Origin of the sequence: Selenomonas sp. oral taxon 892 str. F0426, assembly GCF_000468035.1 — a bacterium.
GTDB lineage: Bacteria > Bacillota > Negativicutes > Selenomonadales > Selenomonadaceae > Centipeda.
Window position 1 is genome coordinate 238,800 of the sequence record NZ_KI260539.1, and the last position, 24,389, is coordinate 263,188.

At 56.1% G+C, this 24,389-nt stretch carries 19 protein-coding genes; 7 read left to right on the forward strand and 12 right to left on the reverse strand.

Going from position 1 to position 24,389, the window contains the following annotated elements:
- Positions 1–74: 74 nt before the first annotated feature.
- Together HMPREF1992_RS06375 and ftsZ are read left to right on the forward strand one after the other, a co-directional pair.
- On the forward strand, positions 75–1,352 hold the full coding sequence (locus HMPREF1992_RS06375) for a PepSY domain-containing protein (protein ID WP_021685042.1): 1,278 nt from the start codon (positions 75–77) through the stop codon (positions 1,350–1,352).
- A 98-nt stretch (positions 1,353–1,450) separates the two neighbouring features.
- Positions 1,451–2,701, forward strand: coding sequence for a cell division protein FtsZ (gene ftsZ / locus HMPREF1992_RS06380; protein WP_021685043.1), 1,251 nt, complete (start codon positions 1,451–1,453; stop codon positions 2,699–2,701).
- Between the two features lie 71 nt (positions 2,702–2,772).
- Here ftsZ and aroH read toward each other — a convergent pair whose 3' ends face one another.
- The 9 genes from aroH to HMPREF1992_RS06425 all read right to left on the reverse strand — a co-directional run bounded on the left by aroH (position 2,773) and on the right by HMPREF1992_RS06425 (position 14,160).
- A complete protein-coding gene (gene aroH / locus HMPREF1992_RS06385) occupies positions 2,773–3,132 on the reverse strand; it encodes a chorismate mutase (protein ID WP_021685044.1) in 360 nt (119 codons plus the stop codon).
- A gap of 3 nt (positions 3,133–3,135) precedes the next feature.
- Positions 3,136–4,734 (reverse strand): AarF/ABC1/UbiB kinase family protein, encoded by a 1,599-nt coding sequence (locus tag HMPREF1992_RS06390; RefSeq protein WP_021685045.1) that lies wholly within the window; start codon positions 4,732–4,734, stop codon positions 3,136–3,138.
- Positions 4,735–4,826: 92 nt separating this feature from the next.
- Entirely contained in the window at positions 4,827–6,452 is a 1,626-nt protein-coding gene (locus tag HMPREF1992_RS06395) for an ABC-F family ATP-binding cassette domain-containing protein (RefSeq protein ID WP_021685046.1), read from the reverse strand.
- A 17-nt stretch (positions 6,453–6,469) separates the two neighbouring features.
- On the reverse strand, positions 6,470–7,249 hold the full coding sequence (locus HMPREF1992_RS06400; protein WP_021685047.1) for a glucosaminidase domain-containing protein: 780 nt from the start codon (positions 7,247–7,249) through the stop codon (positions 6,470–6,472).
- A gap of 19 nt (positions 7,250–7,268) precedes the next feature.
- Complete coding sequence (locus tag HMPREF1992_RS06405; protein WP_037358793.1) at positions 7,269–8,528, reverse strand: nitrate reductase; 1,260 nt, start codon at positions 8,526–8,528, stop codon at positions 7,269–7,271.
- A gap of 146 nt (positions 8,529–8,674) precedes the next feature.
- A complete protein-coding gene (gene alr, locus HMPREF1992_RS06410; RefSeq protein WP_021685050.1) occupies positions 8,675–9,781 on the reverse strand; it encodes an alanine racemase in 1,107 nt (368 codons plus the stop codon).
- Between the two features lie 203 nt (positions 9,782–9,984).
- Positions 9,985–11,367: an amino acid permease gene (locus tag HMPREF1992_RS06415; RefSeq protein WP_021685052.1), complete on the reverse strand. Its 1,383-nt coding sequence runs from the start codon at positions 11,365–11,367 to the stop codon at positions 9,985–9,987.
- A 112-nt stretch (positions 11,368–11,479) separates the two neighbouring features.
- Positions 11,480–12,601: an alanine dehydrogenase gene (gene ald / locus HMPREF1992_RS06420; protein ID WP_037358794.1), complete on the reverse strand. Its 1,122-nt coding sequence runs from the start codon at positions 12,599–12,601 to the stop codon at positions 11,480–11,482.
- A 230-nt stretch (positions 12,602–12,831) separates the two neighbouring features.
- Positions 12,832–14,160, reverse strand: a complete 1,329-nt coding sequence (locus HMPREF1992_RS06425; RefSeq protein ID WP_021685055.1) for a threonine/serine exporter ThrE family protein — start codon at positions 14,158–14,160, stop codon at positions 12,832–12,834.
- 288 nt (positions 14,161–14,448) lie between these two features.
- Between HMPREF1992_RS06425 and HMPREF1992_RS06430 the strand changes: the two genes are divergently transcribed.
- The 4 genes from HMPREF1992_RS06430 to narI are packed head-to-tail and all read left to right on the forward strand — an operon-like array spanning position 14,449 to position 20,750.
- Positions 14,449–18,144 carry a nitrate reductase subunit alpha gene (locus HMPREF1992_RS06430; RefSeq protein ID WP_021685056.1) on the forward strand — a complete coding sequence of 1,232 codons (3,696 nt, stop codon included), beginning with the start codon at positions 14,449–14,451 and terminating at the stop codon, positions 18,142–18,144.
- Positions 18,134–19,555, forward strand: a complete 1,422-nt coding sequence (narH, locus tag HMPREF1992_RS06435) for a nitrate reductase subunit beta (protein ID WP_021685057.1) — start codon at positions 18,134–18,136, stop codon at positions 19,553–19,555. The genes HMPREF1992_RS06430 and narH overlap by 11 nt, the downstream gene beginning before the upstream one ends.
- Entirely contained in the window at positions 19,555–20,085 is a 531-nt protein-coding gene (gene narJ, locus HMPREF1992_RS06440) for a nitrate reductase molybdenum cofactor assembly chaperone (RefSeq protein ID WP_021685058.1), read from the forward strand. Before narH ends, narJ begins: the two co-directional genes overlap by 1 nt.
- The gene (gene narI / locus HMPREF1992_RS06445) at positions 20,085–20,750 is read left to right on the forward strand and encodes a respiratory nitrate reductase subunit gamma (RefSeq protein ID WP_037358913.1); all 666 of its coding nucleotides are present in this window, start codon (positions 20,085–20,087) and stop codon (positions 20,748–20,750) included. Before narJ ends, narI begins: the two co-directional genes overlap by 1 nt.
- Positions 20,751–20,819: 69 nt before the next feature.
- Here narI and HMPREF1992_RS06450 read toward each other — a convergent pair whose 3' ends face one another.
- Positions 20,820–22,169 (reverse strand): MFS transporter, encoded by a 1,350-nt coding sequence (locus tag HMPREF1992_RS06450; RefSeq protein ID WP_021685060.1) that lies wholly within the window; start codon positions 22,167–22,169, stop codon positions 20,820–20,822.
- Between the two features lie 174 nt (positions 22,170–22,343).
- Here HMPREF1992_RS06450 and HMPREF1992_RS06455 point away from each other — a divergent pair, with 174 nt between their 5' ends.
- Positions 22,344–23,024 carry a Crp/Fnr family transcriptional regulator gene (locus HMPREF1992_RS06455; protein WP_037358915.1) on the forward strand — a complete coding sequence of 227 codons (681 nt, stop codon included), beginning with the start codon at positions 22,344–22,346 and terminating at the stop codon, positions 23,022–23,024.
- A 27-nt stretch (positions 23,025–23,051) separates the two neighbouring features.
- Here the strand turns inward: HMPREF1992_RS06455 and HMPREF1992_RS06460 are convergent, their stop codons facing one another.
- Together HMPREF1992_RS06460 and HMPREF1992_RS06465 are read right to left on the reverse strand one after the other, a co-directional pair.
- The gene (locus HMPREF1992_RS06460) at positions 23,052–23,711 is read right to left on the reverse strand and encodes a YigZ family protein (protein WP_021685062.1); all 660 of its coding nucleotides are present in this window, start codon (positions 23,709–23,711) and stop codon (positions 23,052–23,054) included.
- Positions 23,708–24,334, reverse strand: a complete 627-nt coding sequence (locus HMPREF1992_RS06465; protein ID WP_021685063.1) for a hypothetical protein — start codon at positions 24,332–24,334, stop codon at positions 23,708–23,710. The genes HMPREF1992_RS06460 and HMPREF1992_RS06465 overlap by 4 nt, the downstream gene beginning before the upstream one ends.
- Positions 24,335–24,389 lie beyond the last annotated feature (55 nt).

Genomic DNA, 24,389 nt, shown 5'->3' on the forward strand with positions numbered 1-24,389 from the left:
ATCATCATTAATACCTAAAACAAAGAGTTTGTTTCGATATTCATTTTATCGATTGTGTTGCAAAGGATGATTCGATGAAACTTCTTTATCGTCTCCACCGATGGATTAGTGCAATATGTGCACTGTTTTTTCTCCTGCTCTGTCTGACGGGGCTTCCACTCATTTTCAGTGGGGATATCTATCGTTGGAATGAAGTGGACGAGCGACCAAGCTTCGGAGAGCTTTCCTATCAAGAGCTATGGAGCGGAGGAGCAGCAGGGCTGGACAGAATCTCGGCGGAAATGCCGGGGCGCAGTGTGGACGCGATTTCTGCCTATGCGGATCGCGGTGTGCTTTTGTACAGCCTGACGTGGCAAGAGGAAAATGGAGGTATGCGCAGAGCACGCTTTGCCTATGCGCCGGTAACGGGGGGGCTCGTTCCATGGCGCGGTACGCATGTCAAATCACCGATACTTGCTGATTTTATGGGGACGATGCACAATCTGCATTTGAAAATGTCAATGGGGCGGGGCGGCCTGATTTTTCTCACGATCATGTGCTTTCTTTCCTTCCTCTCCATCGTGGGGGGCATCTTGCTCTATCCGTTTTTTATGCGCCGGCGTCTTTTTGGCGGGACACGCGGCGGAACGTCTGCAGGGAATTTCTTCGACTGGCATAATTTTCTCGGAATGGTCACTGCGGTATGGGCAGGGCTGATGACACTCAGCGGCGTTGCGATCGCCGCCTATATCATTGGGCATGGAAGCTATCGGGCAGATGTGGAGGCGACGCTTCCCACCCATATTCACAATCAAGCACCCATCGGATATGAGGAGATGATTGTCTATGCAGCGGAGCATTTCCCGACACAGAATCTCCTTTATCTGGCAAATGCCGGAGAGGATGAGCCTGCCGTTATGACGCTGACGGATGAGGGGCGTCCGTCGATGTTTCGTGGGCAAGAAGTATATCTCATCCGTACGGAGGAAGGGCTGACGCATATCACACAGCCCATGCCGCGCTGGCTTGCACTGTGTGATTCGCTGCGTACGCTCCATCTCTATAATCACGCGACAATGCCGCTCAAGCTGATCTGGACAGTGCTTGACATCCTCACCATTGTGGTCATCGTGAGCGGCTTTGCCGGTTGGCTGCAGCGGCACCGACGAAAAAAAGAAATTCCGCCGATTCTGACGGATGAAACAAGATCTATTACAGGAATGTGGTCGATGCCTGTACTCTTTGCACTGCTTTCCATCATAGGCATGGCGGCGCCGCTTTTGTATGCGGAGATGGGCGATCATATTGGGATAGCGGCATGGGGGTGCGCTCTATTGCTCGCCATCGTGCTTTGGCGCAGAGGGAAAAAGTAAATTTGCTAAAAATGTTTTCTAGCTATGGAAATGAGAGAGGTTTCATGGTAAAATAGGCGAGGATAATTACTGTTTTTTGATAAAAACATGATGCAGATATGGAGGCTGAAGCTGTGTTCGAAATGGATGATAACTTTGAAGAACTCGCAAAGATCATCGTTGTCGGTGTGGGCGGCGGCGGCGGTAATGCTGTAAATAATATGATCGACTCCGGTCTGCAGGGGGTCGAATTCGTTGCCATCAATACCGATGCGCAGGCACTCCTGCAGTCGAAGGCTGCAGTTCGCATTCAGATCGGAGAGAAGCGCACGCGTGGGCTCGGTGCCGGCGCACGCCCCGAGATCGGTGAGGCTGCCGCAACGGAGAGCCGTGAGAAGATCGTTGAGGCTTTGCGTGGGTCTGATATGGTATTTATCACCGCCGGTATGGGCGGCGGCACGGGCACAGGTGCCGCGCCTGTCGTTGCAGAGTGCGCCCGTGAACTCGGAGCACTGACCGTGGCTGTTGTCACACGGCCTTTCTCCTATGAGGGCATGACGCGCGCACGAAATGCGGACTCCGGCATTACGAATCTGCAGCAGCATGTTGATACCATCATCACCATCCCGAACGATCGCCTCATGAAGATCATCGACAAGAGCACGCCCGTCACCGAGGCGTTCAGCAAGGTAGATAATGTTCTCTGGCAGGGTGTCAAGGGGATCACTGACCTCATTACAAATCAAGGCGTCGTGAACCTCGACTTTGCCGATGTCAAGACCACGATGGAGAATGGCGGCGCGGCTATCATGGGCATCGGTGAGGCGCGTGGCGAGGGAGCATCCGTTGCGGCTGCAAAGGCTGCTATTGAGTCGCCGCTGCTTGAGACGAGTATTGAGGGCGCAACCTCCGTCATCATGAACTTCACAGGATCGAAGACACTCAGCATGTTTGAGGTCAATGAGGCATCCGAGTGGCTGAACAGTGTCATCATGAATGCGACCAATGGACGTCAGGCCAATATCATCTGGGGCATCGGTGTGGATGAGAACCTCGAAGACAGTGTTCGCGTCACTGTAGTTGCAACGGGGTTTGGTGCAGATAATAGCGGAACGACGGGGGCAGCAGAACCCTCTACGGGACTTTCGGCAGACTGGATCTCTATGCCGGGGATGAGCATGCCAAGCGCGAAGCCCACTGCACCATCAGCGCAGCCGGCCCAGGCTCAGGCACGTCCTGCGACGGCGATCGTACCACCGCCGAATACAGCCGCTGCAGCGAATAACCGCCGCATGAATGTCGTTGAGCCGAATACAGGCTCCAGCGGGACAGATATCATCGATATTCCTGCCTGGATGCGTCAGCGCTGATAAACGAGCAAATAAAATAAGGTATTGCATGGATGAAATGCAATACCTTATTTTTATGTCCTTGTCTCAGATTATCCCTCGAGATCAGGCCGAAGGTCTGCGGCCTCCCTCAGGTAGACGTGATGAATGTCTGCCTGTGCTTTGTCTGTATTGACGAGGAGGAGAACGCGGATGCATTGGGGGAGACTGTCCTCAATGGCACATTGTCGTGCATCGAAGAGGGGCACCAGGTCGAATCCCTGGATACGGCGTGCACCCGCTGTAGGAAAGGCTGCTGTCAGATCCTCAGTTACACTAAAGATCGCCGCACCGATGTCGGCGGCGGTAATAGCATTCGTATGCAAAAGCTCCGTGATAAGCTCCTGCGCTGCCTGCCAGATTTCCTCTTTGTCATTGTGCCGGACAGTAATGGCGCCACGTATACCGCGCATAGACTACACCCCCTTATGTATGTCCCAGATAAGCCGAAGACTCAGGATAAATGCAATGAGATAACCAAGCATGCCGAGGAAGGGAATACCGCCAATCTGCGGTTTCATATCCGTCGTACAGATGGTGCTTGAGGCGATGAGAAGGGCGGCGCACAGAAGAGCGATGATGAGCTTGTTGATCATCTTGTCGAGGCGCTGTACGGGTTCTTCTGAGCCTGTGAGATCGATGTTCAGCTTTGCCTGGCCGCTCATCGTCATCTTGAGGAGATCGGCGAGCTGCTCAGGAATCTGGACTGATTTGCGCAGGAGCATGATGCCCTCCTGCCGGACTTTTGCAAGTCCCTCACTCCATGTCATGCCCTCCACAAGGCCGAGTGAAAGGCTGCGCGCGAAGATTTCGAGGAAGCTGACCTCGGGGGCGCAGCGACGCATGACAATCTCGACCGTCATCACGCCGCGCGCAAACATGGCAAGTCCACTCGGGCAGCCGATGTTGTGCATACGCAGAATGCCAAGAATTTGGTTCGTCAGCACGCCCATGTGAACATCGCTGAAATCGAGCGAACCATACTGCTCCATCATAACATCGATGTCCTGATAGAGTCGGGCATGATCGATGCGCCCCTTCACAATGCCAAGAGCAAGGACAGCAGCCTTCATCTCAAAGGTATCGTGGGTCGCGAGCGCAAGAATGGCGCGCCGCAAGGCAGTGCGGTCGCGGTTGCTGAGACGCCCCATCATGCCAAGATCCAGCCATACGATCGTGCCGTTTCGGATGCGGATATTGCCGGGATGTGGATCGCCGTGAAAAAACCCGTCATCGATGATCTGCTTCGCATAGTTCTCGCCGAGGCGACGTCCGATCTGGGTGACATTGATACCTGCTGCATGCAGGGCGTCAGTCTGATCGAGCGGAATGCCGTCAATGTACTCCATGACGAGGATGTGCTGGGTGGAGAGATCGCGCAGTACGCGCGGACAGGAGATAAAGAGACTGTCTCGGTTCAGATGGGCAAACTCCTCAATGTGACTGGCTTCAATGAGAAAGTCCATCTCCTGCTTTGCAATATTCCACATCTCATCCATGAGGGTGCGGAAATCCACTACATTGTTGTCGCGGTTGACAAGACGAATGATGGTGGCGGCACGCTTCATGAGCGTCAGGTCCATACGCATGATCTCGTGGATACCGGGACGCTGTACCTTGATGACGACATCCTCGCCTGAGGTGAGGGTCGCACGATGCGCCTGTGCAATACTTGCAGAGCCAAGCGGCGTGCTGTCGATCATGCGGAACACCTTGTTCCACTCGCGCTTATATTCCTGCTCTACAATGGAAAGAATGAGGGAAAAGGGAAGAGGGCGGGCACTCGTCTGCAGCTTCATCAGCTCGTCGCAGTACTCCGTTGGGAGAAAGTCGGGGCGCATGCTCATGATTTGACCGAATTTGACGAAGGTGGGGCCGAGGTCCTCAAAGATGGCGCGCAGCTTCGTCGGTGTCAGACCATGCACGATGTCGTGGCGGCGCAGGACCGTGACCATCTCGCGCAGGCGCAGAGCAGCGTTCTTGTTGTCCGTGCCCTGCAAGAGTGTGCCCAGCATTATCTCACCTCCCGTAAATGTCGCGGAGGAGCTGCCGAGTTGCTCCAAAGCGAACCCTCGCGGAGCACTCGGTATTCCCCTTTTTTGAAAAATTACTCTGCCGCTTTATACTTCTCCGCAAGCTGCTGTTTGACCGTCTCGTTGCTGAGGTATTCGTCGTAGGTTGAAATGCGGTCGACGACGCCCACGGGCGTGATTTCGATGATGCGGTTTGCAACCGTCTGCGTAAACTCGTGGTCACGCGAAGCGAAGAGAATCGTTCCGCCAAACGACATGAGACCATTGTTGAGTGCCGTGATGGATTCGAGATCGAGATGGTCGGTCGGCTCGTCGAAGAGCAGGACGTTCGCACCAGAGAGCATCATGCGCGAGAGCATACAGCGGACGCGCTCACCGCCCGAGAGCACTTCGGCACGCTTCTGACTTTCCTCACCAGAGAAGAGCATGCGGCCAAGGAAGCCGCGCACGAAAGTCTCGTCCGGATCCTTCGAGTATTGGCGCAGCCAGTCAACAAGGTTCAGTTTGACATCATCGAAGTATGCACTATTGTCCGAGGGCAAGTAGGCCTGTGTCGTCGTCACGCCCCACTTGAAGGAGCCCTCATCTGCCTCCTCCTCACCCATGAGGATCTTGAACAGCATGGTCTTTGCGGCCCCGTTCGGTCCGACAAAGGCCACCTTATCACCCTTCTTAAGGGTAAAGCTGACATTTTTAAGAAGCTGGCGGCCATCGATCTCCTTGGAGAGTCCTTCGACCGTCAGCAGCTGATCGCCTGCTTCGCGATCTGGCGTAAACGCAATGTACGGATAGCGACGTGTGGACGGCTTGATGTCGTCAAGTGTGATGCGCTCGAGGAGTTTTTTTCGCGAGGTTGCCTGCCGGGACTTCGATGCATTTGCCGAGAAGCGCTGAATGAACGTCTGAAGTTCCTTGATTTTCTCCTCTTTTTTCTTGTTTGCATCCTTTGCCATCTGCAGGGCGAGCTGGCTGGACTGATACCAGAAGTCATAGTTGCCGGCGAAGAGGGAGATCTTTCCAAAGTCCACGTCACAGATGTAGGTGCAGACCTGATTGAGGAAGTGGCGGTCATGGGAGACGACAATGACCGTATTTGGGAAGTCCGCGAGGAAGTTTTCGAGCCAGTTGATCGAGGAGACGTCGAGGTGGTTCGTCGGCTCATCAAGGAGCAGAATGTCCGGAGAGCCAAAGAGTGCCTGTGCGAGCAAGACACGCACCTTCTCAGAGGGAGAAATTTCATTCATCTTGAGCGTGTGTTTTGCATCTGGAACACCGAGACCATTGAGCAGCTGCGCCGCCTCCGTTTCTGCATTCCAGCCGTCGAGCTCGGCGAACTCTGCTTCAAGCTCCGAAGCACGCATGCCATCCTCGTCGGAGAAGTCCGGCTTTTCATAGAGGGCGTCCTTCTCGTCCATGATCTCCACGAGGCGTGGGTGTCCCATGATGACTGTACGCAGGACTTCAACCTCGTCATAGGCATAGTGATCCTGCTTTAGAACGGCGAGGCGCTCACCTGGCGTGATGTCCACAATGCCGCCCGTTGGTTCGATATCTCCTGAGAGGAGCTTGAGGAAGGTGGACTTTCCAGCACCGTTTGCGCCAATGATGCCGTAGCAGTTGCCGGGGGTGAATTTCAGATTCACGTCCTTATAGAGGACGCGCTTGCCGAATTGCAGACTCAGATTGTTGACGGTGATCATCTTTTCGTTCTCCTTCCCTACTTGCGCAGGATTGCACGGAACATCGACAGAATACTCTGCCCGTAGGAATCGCCGGGAACGGCCCAGCGTCCATTGAGATCCTGCCAATGTCCGAGTGTATTCGTACCGTAGACGTTGCGCACCAGGTTATATCTGGGATCGACGACAGGGGAGATGGGGGGGCGTGTTGATGCGTAGGCGAGTAAATGCTGGATGTGCGCACGCACGCCGATCTGTGAGGTGGCGAAGTAGGCCCCCTTGATGGTTGCGCTCGTCGTTCCAAGTCCACAGTAGTTGTTCTGATCTGGTGTTACCGTACCGCCGTAGCGGAAAAAACCTGTCTCCTTGAGCGCCTGCGCAAAGGCAACATCTGGGCGAATGCCCTCACGAGCTCCCTCCTCGTAGTAGTAGGCGACAAGCTCGTATGGTGAGACGGAGATCGCAGGGTGTGGATTTACGCTTAGGAGATAGTTGACGCACTGTTCCTGACTTGCCAGAGGTGTGCCGATGATGGCAGTATCGTATTCGGAGAGTGTCTGGGGGACACTGAAGAGCGGCTCGTACTTCGATTTTGCGGGGGATGCAGCCTCATTCGCCCGTTCCGCCTCCTGGATGAGCAGGTCAATACGGCTACGGAAATCATTCTTTTCCTCAGCCTCAGTGCCGCGCTCCGAACGAACCTTTGTTGCCGTACCTGGATCGTGTGAGCGACGTGCCTCACCTGATGCCGCAGTTAGAATGAAAAGCCCTGTGAGGGCTGCGGCTAGAGAGCCGCGCAAAAGGATATCTTTTCGCAAACGATGAACCTCCTATTATTTATAGTATCCATTTCAGCAGGTAGAAAGCTGTGAACAGTGCCGTAAGCCCCCAGGTCATAGAGGGGACACGCTCTCCGCGCGCGGCCGTGAACAGCGTCCATGTGAGGAGTGCGGCCGTCAGACCCGTCTTGATATTGTATGAGGCAAGAAGAAATGCTGCGATGACGGCACCCTCGCGTATCGTGAATGCCTCAATGTTTTTCATCAGATGCAGAGCTCGTACGAGGAGCAGCAGTCCCGTGACGGCAAGTGCTATCGCAGGAGCGGCAGGAAACTCCATGAACGCCTGCATCAGAGGGGCACAGGGGAGTAGGATGGCAAGAAGCAGAACTGATATGCCGGCTGTCAGAGGAATACCAACAATGCAGCGTTCTTCTCCCCCTGGAAGCACCGCAGAGAGGGGCATGATGGTGAGCGGAAATGCTCCTATAGCTGCCCCGCCTGCACTGACTGCAAAAAGTCGTGTGAGCGGCTTTTTCGGCATGGTGGTGCTCTGCTCTGCCCCCAACACTGATATGTTCTCAATCGTAACGCCAAGCAGCAGCACACAGCCGACTCCTGCGGCCGATAGTACATCGGTCTGAGGCAGGCTCAGGACAAATGGCAGAGAGATGATATCCGGCGTAAAAAAGGGCGCCGTTGGAATTTCCCAAAATCCCTCTGCCCATGTAAGCAGAGCGATGAGGAGTATGCCGAGCGGCAGAGCTGCATGCATATTGCGCACATATAGGAGAAGTACCAGCAGGATGCCTGTCACTGTAAAGTAGGTGAGGGGATCGCTGAGCGTACCGCCCATTGTCAGTGCCCATGGAGATGGCAGAAGAATCCGCGCATAGAGCGCCGATGTCACGAGCATCGAAAGGGCAAGACCGAAGACAAGGCCGGTACGAACCGCCGGAGGGAGTGCACGTATTAATGTGTCGGCATATAATGTGCGTGTCAGGATTGCCCCCAAAAGAGCGGCAATGAATGTGATACCGAGTGTCTCCTGCCACGTGAGCCCGTGTGCAATGATCTCCTCATAAACAAGCCAGCTCATGATGGCGGGTGATGGGAGGGCAATGCGTGTTCGCTCTCTGCAGGAAACGGCAAGTGTTCCAACTATACAGGCGACGATGGAGACTGTATATGATGCTGCAAAGGGGATGCCTGCGCGCGTGAGCAGTGATGTGGTTAGAACAATCGTCAGAGCCCCAGCTGAGACAAGTACGAACGCATGACCGAAGGCTGTATACAGTTCCCCGCGTTCACACCTCATAACATCCTCCTGCAATATCCCAAAACATTTTTATTTTACCACACGGAGGAGAATTTCACAAATAAGAATGCGTAATGGCGGGAAAACTGTGTGCTTCATAATCATACAGAAAATCCCCGCAAAATGCGGGGATATAAAACTTTGTATTACGCCATATAGATGCGGGAGACGTGCTTCGAGACAAGGCAGAGCACCTCATAGCTGATCGTGTTTGCACAGTGAGCAAGGTCGTCTGCTGTCAGCGTCTCGGAGCCAAACAGCGTTACGACATCGCCGAGTTTTGCCTCCGGAATGTCGGTGACGTCAATCATACACTGATCCATACAAATGCGTCCGGCAATCGGCGCGCGCTTCCCGCGTACCTCTACGCATCCGCCGCCATAGGCACGGATATAGCCATCGGCGTAACCAACGGAGATGGTAGCAATGCGGCTCTCGCGTTTCGCGATGAAGTGACGCCCATAGCCAATGGATGTGCCGGGAGGGATTGTCTTGATGTAGACAATGCGTGCACAGAACTTCATCGCTGGGCGCAGGTCGAGCGGGCGTGTGACTTCGTCGGATGGCCACAGGCCATATTGAACGATACCGGCGCGCACCATATCAAAATGCACATTCGGCAGATCGAGGATTGCTGCAGACTCTGCAATGTGGCGAATCGGGATATCAATTCCTGCCGCCTTCACACTCTCACACGCCTCCTGAAAGAGACGAATCTGCTCCATCGAAAATGTCTTATCCGCGATATCTGCGAGTGCGAAATGGGAGAAGATGCCCTCGAGTTCGATGCCGGGCATGGCGGTAATGACGCGGGCAAAATGCGCGGCATCCTCGGGGCGCACGCCGATGCGTCCAAGCCCCGTATCGACGGCAAGATGCACTTTCACACGCTTTCCCTGAGCGACTGCCTCGGCCGAGAGGGCCTGCACGAGATCGAGGCGACAGACCGTCTGTGTGAGATCTGCGTCTACGATGTCAAAGGAGCTGTCCGGCTTTGTGAGACCGAGGATGAGGAGGGGGGTTGTAAAGCCTGCTTCGCGCAGTTTTTGTGCCTCCGAGATTGTCGCGACGGCGAGGTAGTCCGCTCCTGCTGCGATTGCCTTGCGTGCAACGGCAATCGCACCGTGGCCGTATGCATCTGCCTTGACTATGGCGCAGAGTTTTGCTCCTGGTTGGATATGGCTCCGAATCTCTTGATAGTTGTGGGCAATCGCGCCGAGATCGATCTCCACCCACGCCGCACGACTGGGCATAGGGCACTTCCTTTCTCATCTGCTCGAGTTCGTATTTAAGGAACCGCAGATCACTGTCGGATCCGTGCTTTCTTAGTTCGCTTATTTTAGCGTATGCAGAGCATTTATGCAATGAATTTTTCTTCGTCGAGATTGTGCTGGAGGATTTGCAATAGAAAACAGCCCGTCCTTATAGACGGGCTGCAGCTGTTTCTGTATGAAACTTATTTCTTGCTTTCCCAACATCTATGCGAAGGAGCATAGGCGTTGTAGAAGAAGAAGCCAACAATCATCAGAACGATGAAGGTGATGTTCGTCTCAAGGGAGAGTGCCCAGATGAGGTAGAGGCAGACGACCATACCAATCGGGGCGAGCACGTAGAGCATCGGGAACGTGAACGTGCGCGGCAGGTCGGGGGAGTTGCGGCGGAGCGCAATCAGTCCGACGAAGACGATGAAGAATGCCGCGAGAACACCGGTGTTCGCAAGCTCGACGATGTAAAGCATCGGAACGCAGCCTGCAATGAAGGCGATGATGACAGAGCCCACGAGGGTGATGAAGTACGGCGTGCCGTATTTCGGATGGATATTCGCCATTGCCTTCGGGAGGAAGCCGTCACGCGACATCGCGTAGAAGACACGAGCCTGACCGAAGATGTAAACGATGAGGGTCGTGATCATACCGAAGAGGATACCGACCGTAACGAGGTTCGCAAATCCCGGGTAGCCGATGAGACGGAGGCAGTATGCCACCGGGTCGGCACGGTCGAGATCTGCGTAGTTGACCGTCGCCGTGAGTACGAATGCCACAACGGCGTAGATGCAGAGGCAGACGAAGACGGATGCGATAATGCCGATCGGGAGACTCTTCTCAGGAGTCTTGCACTCCTCTGCGGAGGTTGCGACCGTATCGAATCCCATGAAGGAGAAGAACACGACCGCTGCACCCGTCATGATGCCGGCAGCACCGAAGGGAAGGAACGGATCCATGTTCTTCGCAATGTCCATGTGGGGGGCCGTTACGACGATGTACCCGAGGATTGCACACAGCGTGAGCGAGATGAGGATTGCGTTTAGGCGCGAACTCTCCTTCGTGCCGTGTGCGAGGATGAAACCAATCACGAGGGTAATGACGACAGCGGGAAGGTTGATGATACCGCCCTCCGGCGCCGTTGTGAGGAACGCCTTTGGTATCTCCATCCCGAGGGACGCCATCATTCCTGAGAAGTAGGCAGAGAAACCGACGGCAACCGCACTCGCGGTAACGATGTAGCCGATGATCAGCGACCATCCGCACAGGAACGCCATGCCCTCACCGAGGGATGCGAACGTATAGGCGTACGCACTGCCCGCAGCGGGGATGAGAGAGGCAAGCTCAGCGTAGGCAAGTCCGACGAGCATACAGAGGAGACCTGCGGCAACGAAGGATAATACAATACCGGGGCCTGCGTAGCGTGCGGCACCGATACCTGTCAGAACGAACACGCCCGAGCCGATGATGCCGCCGATGCCAAGGAAGGTGAGGTCCAGAGTGCTCAGCGTGCGGAGCATTCCGCTGCCTTCGCGCTGCGCACTGAAATCCTCCAGTGTTTTTTTCTTAAAGAACATACAAAAACCTCCAAGCAAATCCTTTCAGTTTTTTCTAAGAAAAGGGGCTGTTTCACGGCACATATGGAAGCATATGGGAGTGAAACAGCCCCTCTGCAGTCAGAGAAAAGAATTACTTAAGGAACTCATCGATGGACTTGAACGGAATGTTCAGAGCCTTACCGACAGCCTCGTTTGTTAGGTGTCCGTCGATGGTGTTGAGACCGTACTTGAGACCCGGAACCTGCTGGAGAGCAGCCTTGTAGCCCTTCGTTGCGATGTCAACCGCATAGGAGATTGTTGCGTTCGTGATGCCGAGCGTGGAGGTACGGGAGACTGCACCCGGAATGTTCGCGACGGAGTAGTGAACGACGCCGTGCTTCTCGAACGTCGGATTCTCATGCGTCGTGACATGGTCGCAGGTCTCGATTGAGCCGCCCTGGTCAATAGCAACGTCAACAATAACGGAGCCCTTCTTCATCGTCTTGACCATCTCCTCGGTGACGAGAATCGGCGTACGAGCGCCCGGGATGAGAACCGAGCCGATGAGAAGATCTGCTTCCTTGACCCATTTTGCGATGTTGTAGCTCGAGGAGTACTCGGTGACAATGCGGCCGCCGAAGATATCGTCGAGCTCACGGAGACGCTCGATGGAGAGGTCGATGACCGTAACGCGTGCTCCAAGACCAACCGCGATCTTTGCAGCGTTCGTACCGACGTTGCCGCCGCCGATGATGACGACCTGACCCGCTGCGACACCTGCGATGCCGCCGAGGAGGACGCCGCTGCCGCCATAACGGCTCTCAAGGAACTGTGCACCAATCTGAACGGACATACGACCTGCAATTTCGCTCATCGGAGCGAGCAGGGGGAGACCACGACCGGTCTTGCCGAGAACCGTCTCATAGGCAATGCCGACAACCTTCTTCTTGAGGAGAGCTTCCGTCAGAGCGGGCTCAGCTGCGAGATGGAGATAGGTGAAGAGAATCTGGCCTTCATGGAAGAGGTCATATTCGGACTCAAGGGGTTCTTTTACCTTAACAATCATTTCGGAGCGATCAAACAGAGCTTTCTTGTCCGAGACAATCTCTGCACCGACAGCCTTGTAATCGGCATCCGTGAAGCCGCTGCCAACGCCCGCGCTCTCTTCGATCAAAACTGTGTGACCGGCGCGGCGCATCGCCTCGACACCTGCAGGGGTCATACCGACGCGGAACTCATTGTTTTTGATTTCCTTTACAACGCCAACAATCATATTTTTGCCTCCTATTACATAAAGAAAAATACGGAAGACTTGATATGGCATTCCACTTTCAAAAAGTACGCCATGTTTGGCATTTTAGTATAATTCAGATATTTTTGTCAAGCGTAAAATCCCATTTTTTAAGCCTTTTTTTGTATACATAAGCCGTGAAATCATGTGAAAAAAATCCCATATCGGATTCTTTCAATATGGGAGGGTGTTTGGATGATGTTTTGAATTGTTCAGCCTTCAATGCTGCGCTGTGCAATAATTGAGTTAATTTCACGCTGCTGCTGTGCTTCCATACGTCGCTGGATGAAAATATTTGGGATCGAGACACCGACGACAACGGCAAGAATGATGGTAACGCCGTCCACGCCGAAACGAAGTGCCTCCAAGAGCTCTTCGACGGAGATGGTTTGAATGTGCAGGACGGCGAAGAGGAGGCGGTAGAGGAGGACGCAGGGGATGAGCGGAATGACAGGCGGAATGATAAGCAGGGTGTTCGGTGTATGGACGATGTGGATGATTTTGAGCGCGGCTATGCCAACGACGGCAGCAGCGACGAACGAGCCGATTGCCTGCGGAAGTCCAAACTCAAGCATAATGACGTTGCGGATGAGCATGGTGACAATTCCCTCGAACGCGACGATAGCGAGCAGTTTTTTCGGTGTGTTGAACATGATCGAGAATCCACCTGCTGCAAGAATTGCAGCAATGGCCTGATTGAGATAGGTGTCCGTCGGCTGTATATGGACATCGGAGATGTTGTGGATGCCCGCAACGAGGATGGCGAATGCGATTCCGAATGTCATACCGCCGATGATGAGTATGGTGTCCATTGCACGTGTCATACCCGATGTGGTGAAGCGGTTGAGAAGGTCACTCGCGGCATTGATGGAGGGGAAGCCCGGCATGAGAAAGATGGTGCAGGCGACGAGTGCGTACCACATAGTTGGCAGACCCAGTGCAGCGGGGATTGCCCACGCTGCGAGCGTCGCCACGAAACCTGTGATCATCGCGCAGGCGTAGGGGTTGAACTCGTATTTTGTGCTTGTTCGGTGCGCGATAAAGCCGAATAGGGCAGCAATGGTCGCGACAAGAGCCTCGAACCAACTGCCGCCGAAGAGTTTGCAGGACCCCCCCGAGCCGACGGCTGCGCCAAGAGCAATGACCCAGACGGGATAGCAGAGAGGACGCTCTCGAATGCGGTTGACGGCGCGCTCAATCGCATGGATCGGCGTGTTGCCGCGCAGGACGCGCCATGTGAGTTTGCTGACGGCAGCGAGAACCGCGAGGTTGACGGCGTGCTTCAGGCATTTACGGAACTGCGTGAAGGAACGCTCGCCATCGCTGACGCAGAGCATAAGTGTCGTGTAGGTAACGTGCGACTGGATGTCCTTTGCAGGAATCCGCAGATGTGCTGCTGCGCGGCGCATATCGCGTACGATACGTGTACAGTCGGCCCCGTTCTCCATCAGCGTCTGCCCGATGTCAAGCAGGATCTTCATCTTATAGTTGAGCATCTTGTTGCTGTCCTGTGATGCATTATTGATCAGATTTGAATCCATAGGAATACGCACACCTCTTCACTTTATTTTATTTTTTTCATTATAACATAGACAGCCCTTCAGGCGAAGAGAGAAATGTACTATGAATGTAAAACCAAAGCGCAATGATACATTTTTCTTACCACGCAAGGCGCAGCATAGAGAAAAACAATCGCAAGAATAGTTTTCAATTATAAAAATTTACAAATCTGTGATGTTGCTCACATCCACGTATATACCAATATAGTAAAATTATATCGTATGTATAAGTCCTTTCAATGAGTGATAAATTGATGGAGGGGTGAAGGCGTGAGCAGTATCTTCAAAAAGTTCAAGTATCTGATTCCTACGTCGGAGCTTGCGGGCGGCCATGCCCAGATGAATGAAGGCGGGCGCACATGGGAGAATATGTACCGCGACCGCTGGTCGTTCGACAAGACGGTTCGCACGACGCACGGGGTCAACTGCACGGGTTCGTGCAGCTGGAACGTCCACGTCAAGAACGGCATTGTGGCGTGGGAGAATCAGGCGACCGACTATCCGGAGACAGCGCCGGATATGCCGGACTTCGAGCCGCGCGGCTGTCCGCGCGGGACGACGTTCTCGTGGTATCTCTATAGCCCGCACCGCGTGAAGTACCCGTATATGCGCGGGGAACTCGCGGCTCTTTGGCGTGAGGCGCGTGCGGCGCATCCGAACGCGTACGAGGCATGGAAGAGCATCGCCTCCGATCCCGCAAAGAAGAAGCAATACAAGCAGGCGCGCGGTATGGGCGGCTTTGTGCGCTCGAACTGGCAGGAGGTCAGCGAGCTGATCGCCGCCTCCGTGCTCTACACGGCGTATACCTACGGCTCCGACCGCATCTTCGGCTTCTCTGTTATCCCAGCGATGTCGATGTTGAGCTATGCGGCGGGCATCCGCTTCATGCAGCTGATGGGCGGCGTCGGACTCTCGTTCTACGACTGGTACGCCGATCTGCCGCCCGCGAGTCCGCAGATTTGGGGCGAGCAGACGGACGTGCCCGAGTCGAGCGACTGGTACAATGCGGGCTACCTCATCACATGGGGCTCGAACGTGCCGCTCACGCGCACGCCGGATGCGCATTTCATGGCGGAGGTGCGCTACAAGGGTACAAAGGTCGTGTCGATTGCGCCCGACTATGCCGAGTCCTCGATGTTCGCGGATACGTGGATCCCGCTCAAGGTGGGCAGCGACTCCGCAATGGCAATGGCGATGGGGCACGTCATTCTCAAGGAATACTACGTTGATAAAACCACGCCGTTTTTCCTCGAGTACACGCGGAAGTATACGGACTTCCCGTTCCTCGTGCGCATCGAGAAGAAAGAGGACGGCACCTACATCCCCGGGCGTATGCTCTCCTCGCGCGACATGGGACGCGACGAGAAGCACGCGGACTTCCGCTACTACGTCGTAGATGACAAGACGGGCGAGATCGTCATTCCGAACGGCACGCTCGGCGAGCGTTGGTCGACGCAGGAGAAGTGGAACATCCGCGAGGAGAACCGCGACACGGGCGCGGAGATCTGCCCGCGTCTCTCCGTCTGGGATGACAAGACGGGGACGGTTGAGGTCGAGCTGCCGTACTTCGGCAACGACCGCAGGGAGCGCACACTGACGCGTGCTCTGCCTGTGCGCAGCATCAAGACGGCGGACGGCGAGGTGCTCGTCACGACGGTCTACGATCTCACGCTCGCGAACTATGCGATTGATCGCGGCATCGGCGGCGAGAGCGCAGGCTCGTACGAGGACGACACGCCGTATACGCCCGCATGGCAGGAGAAGTACACGGGCATTTCGCCCGATCTCGTCATCAAGACCGCACGCGAGATCGCGGATAACGCCATCAAGACGAACGGCAGAACCATGATTATCATGGGCGGCGGCATCAACCACTGGTTCCACGCGGACGCGGTCTACCGCACGATCATCAACCTCCTGCTCTTCACGGGCTGCGAGGGACGCAACGGCGGCGGCTGGGCGCACTACGTCGGACAGGAGAAGCTCCGTCCGAACGAGGGCTGGGCGCGCATCATGACGGGCACGGACTGGCAGGCGCCGCCGAAGCTGCTCAACTCCACCTCGTTCTACTACTTCGCGACCGACCAGTGGCGCAGCGACGAGATCCAGACGGACGCACTGACGGCGGCGAACGAAAACGCACGCTACAATCACGCGGCGGACTATGCTGTGCTCGCGGCGCGTCTGGGTTGGGCACCGTCCTACCCGACGTTCAACCGCGGCTCGAACGACCTCGCTGCGGATGCAAAGGCGGCGGGCTTCGAGGGCGCGGACGGCATCAAGGAATACATCGTCAAGAGCCTGAAGGACAAGAGCCTGAAGTTCGCATGGGAGGATCCCGATGCACCGGAGAATTTCCCGCGCAACCTCTTTGTCTGGCGGTGCAACCTGCTCGGCTCGTCCGCGAAGGGCAACGACTACTTCCTCAAGTATCTCCTCGGCACGGAGAACAGCATCTTCCAGGAGGAGGACTGTGCGACGCGTCCGCAGGAAGTCAAGTGGCGCGAGAAGGAGGAACTCATGCAGCCGGGCGGTGCGCTCGAGGGCAAGCTCGACCTCCTCGTTTCGCTCGATTTCCGCATGGCGGGCAACGCACTTTACTCCGACATCGTGCTGCCGACGGCGACATGGTACGAGAAGACCGACCTCTCCTCGACGGATATGCACCCGTTTGTTCACCCCTTCCAGCCCGCGGTCGATCCGCTCTGGGAGTCGCGCACGGACTGGGACATCTACCGCACACTGGCACAGGCGGTGTCCGAGGTCGCAAAGGACGCGGGACTCACGCCGTACACGAACATCGCTGCGACACCGCTCGGGCATGACAGCGAGGCAGAGCTGGCGCAGCCGGACGGCATTGTGCGCGACTGGAGCAAGGGCGAGTGCGAGCCGATCCCCGGCAAGACGATGCCGAACATCGCGTCCAACACCATCGACTACACGAAGCTCTATGAGAAGTGGATCGCGCTCGGCCCGAACGCGGGCGGCAAGACGGCAAGCCACGGCAATACGTGGGACTCGGCGGAGGACTACGAGGAGATCCGTCAGCGCAACGGCATCATTCAGAATAAGGACTATGTGTCCTACGGCTGTCCCTCCATCTACGAGGCGCGGCAGGCGATTGAGGCGGTGCTCGGGCTCTCGCCGACGACCTGCGGACGCACGGCAGTCCGCGCATGGGAGGCGGTGGAGAAGCGTACGGGTCTCGACAACCTCGTGAAGCTCGCAAAGGATCGCGAGGAGGAGCGGTTCACCTACGATCAGGTCATCGCGCAGCCGCGTGAGACAATCACGGCACCGACCTTTACGGGCAGCAATCAGAACCGCCGCTATACGCCCTTTACGAACAACGTGGAGGAGCTGATCCCGTTCCGTACGCTCACGGGGCGCCAGCATTTCTATATGGATCACGAGGTCATGCGCGAGTTCGGCGAGGCACAGGCGGTCTACCGCCCGATCCTCGACTTCCGTCCGATGAACAAGTCGCTGAACGGCACGCAGAAGGAAATCACGCTGAAGTACCTCACGCCGCACAACAAGTGGAGCACGCACAGTATGTATTTCGATGCGCAGCAGATGCTCACGATGTTCCGCGGCGGACAGAGTGTCTGGATGAGCGAGAAGGATGCGGCGGAGATCGGCGTGAAGGACAACGACTGGATCGAACTCTACAACCGCAACGGCGTCGTCGCCTCGCGCGTCGTCGTCTCGCCGCGCATCCCGCACGGCGCGGTCTTTATGCACCACGCGCAGGATCGCCACATCAACGTGCCGGGGTCGAAGATCTCGGGGACGCGCGCGGGCACGCACAACACGCCGACGCACATTCACATCAAGCCCACCCACCTCATCGGCGGCTATGGGCAGCTCAGCTACGGTTTCAACTACTACGGCCCGACGGGCAATCAGCGCGACTCGTACGTCGTCGTGCGGCGCATGGAGGAGGTAGATTGGCTTGAAGATTAAAGCGCAGATTGCGATGGTCATGAATTTGGACAAGTGCATTGGCTGTCACACGTGCTCCATCCTCTGCAAGAACGTCTGGACGAACCGGCGCGGCGCGGAGTATATGTATTTCAACAACGTCGAGACCAAGCCCGGCATCGGCTATCCGAAGCAGTGGGAAAATCAGGAGAAATGGAAGGGCGGCTGGGAGCTGAAGGATGGCGAGCTCGGACTCAAGACCGGCGGCATGACGACGCGTCTTGCAAAGCTGTTCTACCATCCGCAGCAGCCCGAGATGGACGACTACTACGAGCCGTGGACATACGACTATGAGACGCTGATTCACACGAAGCGGCGCAACCATCAGCCCGTCGCGCGTCCGCGCTCGCTGATTACGCAAAAGCGCATGGAGATCAAGTGGGGGCCGAACTGGGAGGACGACCTCGCCGACGGCGCGTCCGCACGCAAGGACTACAACCTCACGAAGATGGGACAGGAGATCACGCTCGAGTTCCACGACATCTTCATGAAGCACCTGCCGCGTCTCTGCAACCACTGTCTCAACCCCGCGTGCGTGGCGGCGTGCCCCTCGGGTGCGATCTACAAGCGCGACGAGGACGGCGTGGTGCTCATCTCGCAGGACGGCTGCCGCGGCTGGCGGCACTGCGTTCCGTCGTGTCCCTATAAAAAGATCTACTACAACTGGGAGACGAACAAGGCGGAAAAATGCACGTTCTGCTTCCCGCGTCTGGAGAACGGTCTGCCGACCGTGTGCAGCGACGGCTGCGTTGGACGCATGCGCTATATCGGTGTCCTGCTCTACGATGCGGACAAGGTCAAGGCGGCGGCATCCACTCCCGACCCAAAGGACATCTACAAGGCATACCTCGGTGCGCTCTGCGATCCAAACGATCCGAAGACGATCGCGGCGGCAAAGGAGGCGGGCATCCCTGACCGCTGGATGCGTGCGGCACAGAACTCGCCCGCACACAAGCTGATCGCCGAGTGGCAGCTCGCGTTCCCGCTCCATCCGGAGTACCGCACGCTGCCGAATGTCTGGTACGTCCCGCCCCTCAGCCCGATTGCGCGGCGCGTCGAAGAGGAAGTATTCTTCCCCGGTGCGGCGGAGATGCGCATCCCTGTCGCCTACCTCGCACAGCTCCTCACGGCGGGCGATGAGGCGGCGATCGAGCGCGTGCTGCATGTCCTCCTCGAGCTGCGTGCCGTCATGCGTGCAAAGCAGACGGGCGATGCTCTGCCTGCGAATCTGACGCACGACGTGGAAACCTACGAGGCGATGTACCGTCTCCTCGGGCTTGCGAAACGCCGCGAGCGTTTCAACATCCCCGCAGGGCTTCAGGATGTCACGCATGAGAAGCTGCGTGAGCTGCAGGGCTCGGTCGGCTATGCGTGCCCCGGGGGGTGCTGCTGATGGAGACGAATCGCATACAGACACCGCTCCTCCTCACCTCCTATCTGTTCGAGTACCCCTCGGCGGATTGGTGGGAGGGCGTACCGACGCACGCGGCGGCGGTCGTGGATGTCGAGCGTCCGCAGTCGCGTGAGGTGTTCGAGGAGTTCTTCGGCTACATCGGCGAGACCGAGCGGCAGGAGTTCGAGGATGCCTATGTGCGCGCCTTTGACTTTTCGCAGAACACGAACCTCTACCTCACGATGCACAACCGCACGGATTTCGGCAAGCAGTCCGAGGAGATGCTGCGCTACAAGCAGCTCTTCCTCGATGCGGGCTATGACCTCGAACGCGAACTGCCGGACTATCTGCCCGCACTCCTCGAGCTCGCGGCGGCCGTGCCCGAGCGCACGTCTCTGCACATTCTGCATGAGATTCAGCCGAAACTGGAGCTGCTGCGTGACCGTCTGATCGAGGCGAAGCTGCCCTATGCGTTTCTCCTCGATGTCGTGCTCACGGAGGTATCCGCTCTCGAAGGGAGGACAGCATGATGAAACAGTTCGCATGGGGCATACTCCCCTACATCGCGTTCACGTTCCTCATCGTGGGGACGATCGTGCGCTACACCGTCTCTGAGAGGAACTGGACGACGAAGTCGAGTCAGTTCCTCTCCAAGAGCGACCTGAAGATCGCGGGGCCGATGTTTCACCTCGGTCTCGTCATGGCATTCGGCGGGCACGTCATCGGCGTGCTCATCCCGAAGTTCATGACCGAGGCGGCGGGCATCGACGAGCACCTCTACCACATGATTGCGCTCGGCGGCGGAGCACCTGCGGGCATTCTCTTCTTCGGAGGCTTTGTCCTGCTCCTCATTCGCCGCTTCGGCAAGGATCGGATGGCGGTCAACACATCGGGCGTGGACAAGTGGCTCTATTTGTTCCTCTTCCTTGCGATCTTCACGGGCTGCGCGTCCACGACGCTGAACGCCGTGCAGGGCGGGTTCGACTACCGCGAGACCATCTCGCCGTGGTTCCGTTCCGTCCTTATGTTCAGCCCCGAGATCGACTACATGGAGAACGTGCCGCTCATGTTCCGTATCCACATGTTCTCATGGATGGCAGTCGCGTTCCTCTTCCCGTTCACGCGCCTCGTCCACTGCCTCAGCGCACCGTTTGAGTACCTTGTGCGCAGTCCGATCATCTATCGGAAAAAATAAATCGGTGCATAGAAAATCCCCCTTCGCGCGAAAATCGTGCGAAGGGGGATTTTTAGCGGGGTGCGTGCATCAGCATTTGATGCCGCTGCCCTTGCGTGCGTAGAATACATATGTAATAATGATGGTCAGGAAGGTGAATCCAATGAGGAAATAGAATGCGGGGATAACATTGCCCTGCGTTGCGTACGAAAGTCCGAAGAGTTTCGGGATGAAGAAAGCACCGTATGCTGCAATTGCTGCTGTGAAACCTGTGACGAGCGAGGCGTGCACCGGGTTTTCGAAGACGAACGGAATCATGCGGAAGGATGCGGCGTTGACGAAGCCCGTCGAGAAGAAGAGAACGAGGAACGAACTGAAGAAGAGCGCAAAGTTGTGCGCCTCGATGCCGAGCATCGTGACAACGCAGGCGACGAGCATCAGAATCAGTGAGTAGAACGTGACCTTTGAGCCGCTGTCCACCTTGTCCGCGACCCAGCCGCCGATGGGGCGCATGCTCGCTCCGATGAAAGGACCGAGGAATGCAGCGTAGGCGAAAGAAACTTCAGGGAACTCGCGGTTGACGAGGAGTGCCAGTGCGGCAGAGTAGCCGATGAACGAGCCGAAACCGCACGTATAGATGACCGTGATGAGCCATGTGTGCTTATTGCCGAAGATGGACATCATGCTGCGTGGGCTTTGCTTCGGGATGGGCAGATTGTCCATGAACATCCAGACGAGAACGAGGGTGAGTGCTGTCGGAATTGCCCAGAAGTAGCAGACGCTCTGGAGGTAGACCTCCTTGCCCGCTGCATTTATGAGCGGTGGGCCGAAGAACCCGCCGAAGCTCATGCCGAGCAGAAGCGGTGCGGTCAGGTAGATGATCGAAACGCCGAGGTTGCCGATACCAGCATTGATGCCAAGTGCAAGCCCTTTCTGCGCTTTTGGGAAGAAAAAACCGATGTTCGCCATCGACGAGGAGAAGTTCGCGCCTGCGATGCCGATGGCGGCAACGAGCAGGACAAAGGTGTCATAGCTCGTCGATGTGTCCGTGACGGCCCCACCAAGCCCAATGAGCGGCACAAGGAGCAGGGCCGTCGAGATGAATGTCCAGTTCCGCCCACCGACGATGGCGGGGAGGTAGGTGTAGATGAGACGCCCTGTTGCGCCGACGAGTCCCGGCAGTGCAGCGAGTGTAAAAATCTCATTGTCCGTAAAGTGGAAACCCACCTGATTGAGCTGCGCCGCCATTGTCGCCCACATCGTCCACGCGATGAAGGAGAGGGTCAGCGCCCACGTCGAGGTGTAGAGGTTTTGCTTGGCGATGCGTTCGCCGTACTTCTTCCAGAAAGTCTCGTTTTCCGGATCCCAGTGCGCGAGAATCTCGCGTCTTGACGGGGTCTCGCCGAGTGAGGCGAGGACATCCTTGCTTTCCATTTGCATCTCTCCCCTGTGATAAATCTGCTCTGTATCAGAGTTTCCTATAATATCTATACGAAAAAATTATAATGAAAAAAATGCTCTTTGGATGTGATTCATGTCACAGGTTTTTTCTACTTTTTTCGATAACATAAAAATACCTAAATCATCTATTTGAGGGAGATGGAGGCGAGGCTTGTGGATCAGGGGGAGCTCATTCGGGAAATGATGTCGATTCCAGGCAAGGTAATTTCGCTGCATGACGGCGCGTACCTGTTTCGTGAGGGGACATCAGCACGCTATTTCTACATTGTACGCTCAGGGCATATCTTCATTGTGAAATACGGCGCGTCGGGGCGCGTACTCTCTCTCCGCCTTGCGACAACGGGGAGCATCATCGGCGAACTGCCAATCTATGAAGAGAGGCCGACCTATATCTTCAGTGCACTCGCGCGCAGCGCGTCAGAGGTTTATGCCATTGAGTTTCCTGTCCTGCAGGCGTATCTTGAGAAGCATCCGCATCTGTCGATTGCGCTTCTCAAACTGATTGGGATACATATGCGAAAGCAGCATCTGAAGTTTCGCGATCTTGTTCTCTACGGGAAGAAGGGCGCACTCTATTCGACGCTCATCCGTCTTGCGAACAGTTACGGGATGGAGACGGAGGAGGGGATCCTGCTCTCCGTACCGTTGACGAATCAGGAACTTGCGAACTATTCCGCCTCCGCGAGAGAGAGCCTCAATCGAATGCTCGCCGATCTCAAGCGGAGCGGGGTCATCGCTATGCGAGGACACCTCATCCTCATCAAGGACATCGACTTTCTAAAGGAAGAGATCCACTGCGAGAACTGCGGCAAAGAGATCTGCAATATTGAATAGAAAAAGCGCCTTAGAAAGGCGCTTTTTCTACGTAAGGGGAACAGCGACATACTTCCGCTCCCCCAATTTATATCGTGCACGACCTGCCGTGAGGTCGGTCAGAGCGCGTTGATGCAGTTCGATGTCACTCGTCGGGATGAGCAGGGTGAGTGTCACCGCATCTGCGTAACTTGTCTCCTCTGTCTGCACGCCCGTTTCGCGGATATAATGCTCGGCAGCGCTGAGGAGATCGTAGTCAATCAGCACATACAATGTATGCAGAGGGGTCATGCGTATCTTTGCCGCTGCGTCCAGTCCAAGTCCTGCCGCATGGGCGTATGCACGAATGAGTCCGCCCGCACCGAGCTTAATGCCGCCGAAGTAGCGGACGACGGCGACGGCAGCATTCGTGATGCTGCGCGCTTTGATCGCCTCCAGGATGGGGCTGCCTGCCGTGCCGCCTGGCTCGCCGTCGTCGCTCGAACGCTGTCGTTCGCTGCGTGCACCGAATACCATTGCGTAGGGAACGTGACGCGCTTCAAAATGCTCTTTCTTTACCCCCAGCAGCCATGCACGTGCCTCCTCCTCGTCTTCCGCATGGATCACATAGGAGAGAAAGCGTGAGCGCTGGATCTCGTACAAAACAGGGGAGATACCACTCGTCGGTATCTCCCCTGCGATCGTCGTATAGGAAAGGCCTGTACTCATTTGTTCTTGCGGTTGAAATAGTCAACAATGCTCGCATCAAGCAGAATGTAGGTCGGCCCTGTGCTCGCTGTCAGTTCGCCCGCCTGGAAGATGGGGCAGACGAAGCCGCGCCCGCCGAGGAAGTAGTTTGATGGCACTTCGCGTACGGACTTTTCCGGCTGAATCGGAGTGTTGCGTCCCTGTTCGTTGTAGAGATGGCCATTTGCTGCCTCACTGTCGAGATCGGACGGCGTGACGTGGACGAAGAATGCGAGCGGCAGACGCTGTCCCGTCTTCTTGTAGTAAACCATACCGTAGTCATGCCGTGTCGGTTGGTTTCCACGCAGCTCATAGCGCAGATCCGTGAATGTCACAGAGAGAAAGTTGTCATCGTCGAGATGTACGCGATAACCGAGTTCACCGCGGTAGAACGCACCGCTCTCGTACTCCGTACGAACACGTGCAGCAAGTGACTCGATGTCGGTGTTGATGAGACTGGCGACGGATGTGTCATCCAGGCTGAGAACAGGGTAGGCAATCGAGAGATTCGTTGTTGATTCTCGATGCTCGACAACAGCCGCATCTGCAGTGGCAGAGACTGAGATGGCAAGTGCAAGGCCGAGCAGCAAGGCTCTAAATTTCATAATAATAAATCCTCCTTTGTATACTTGGTACGATGATAATAAAAATTTACTGCTT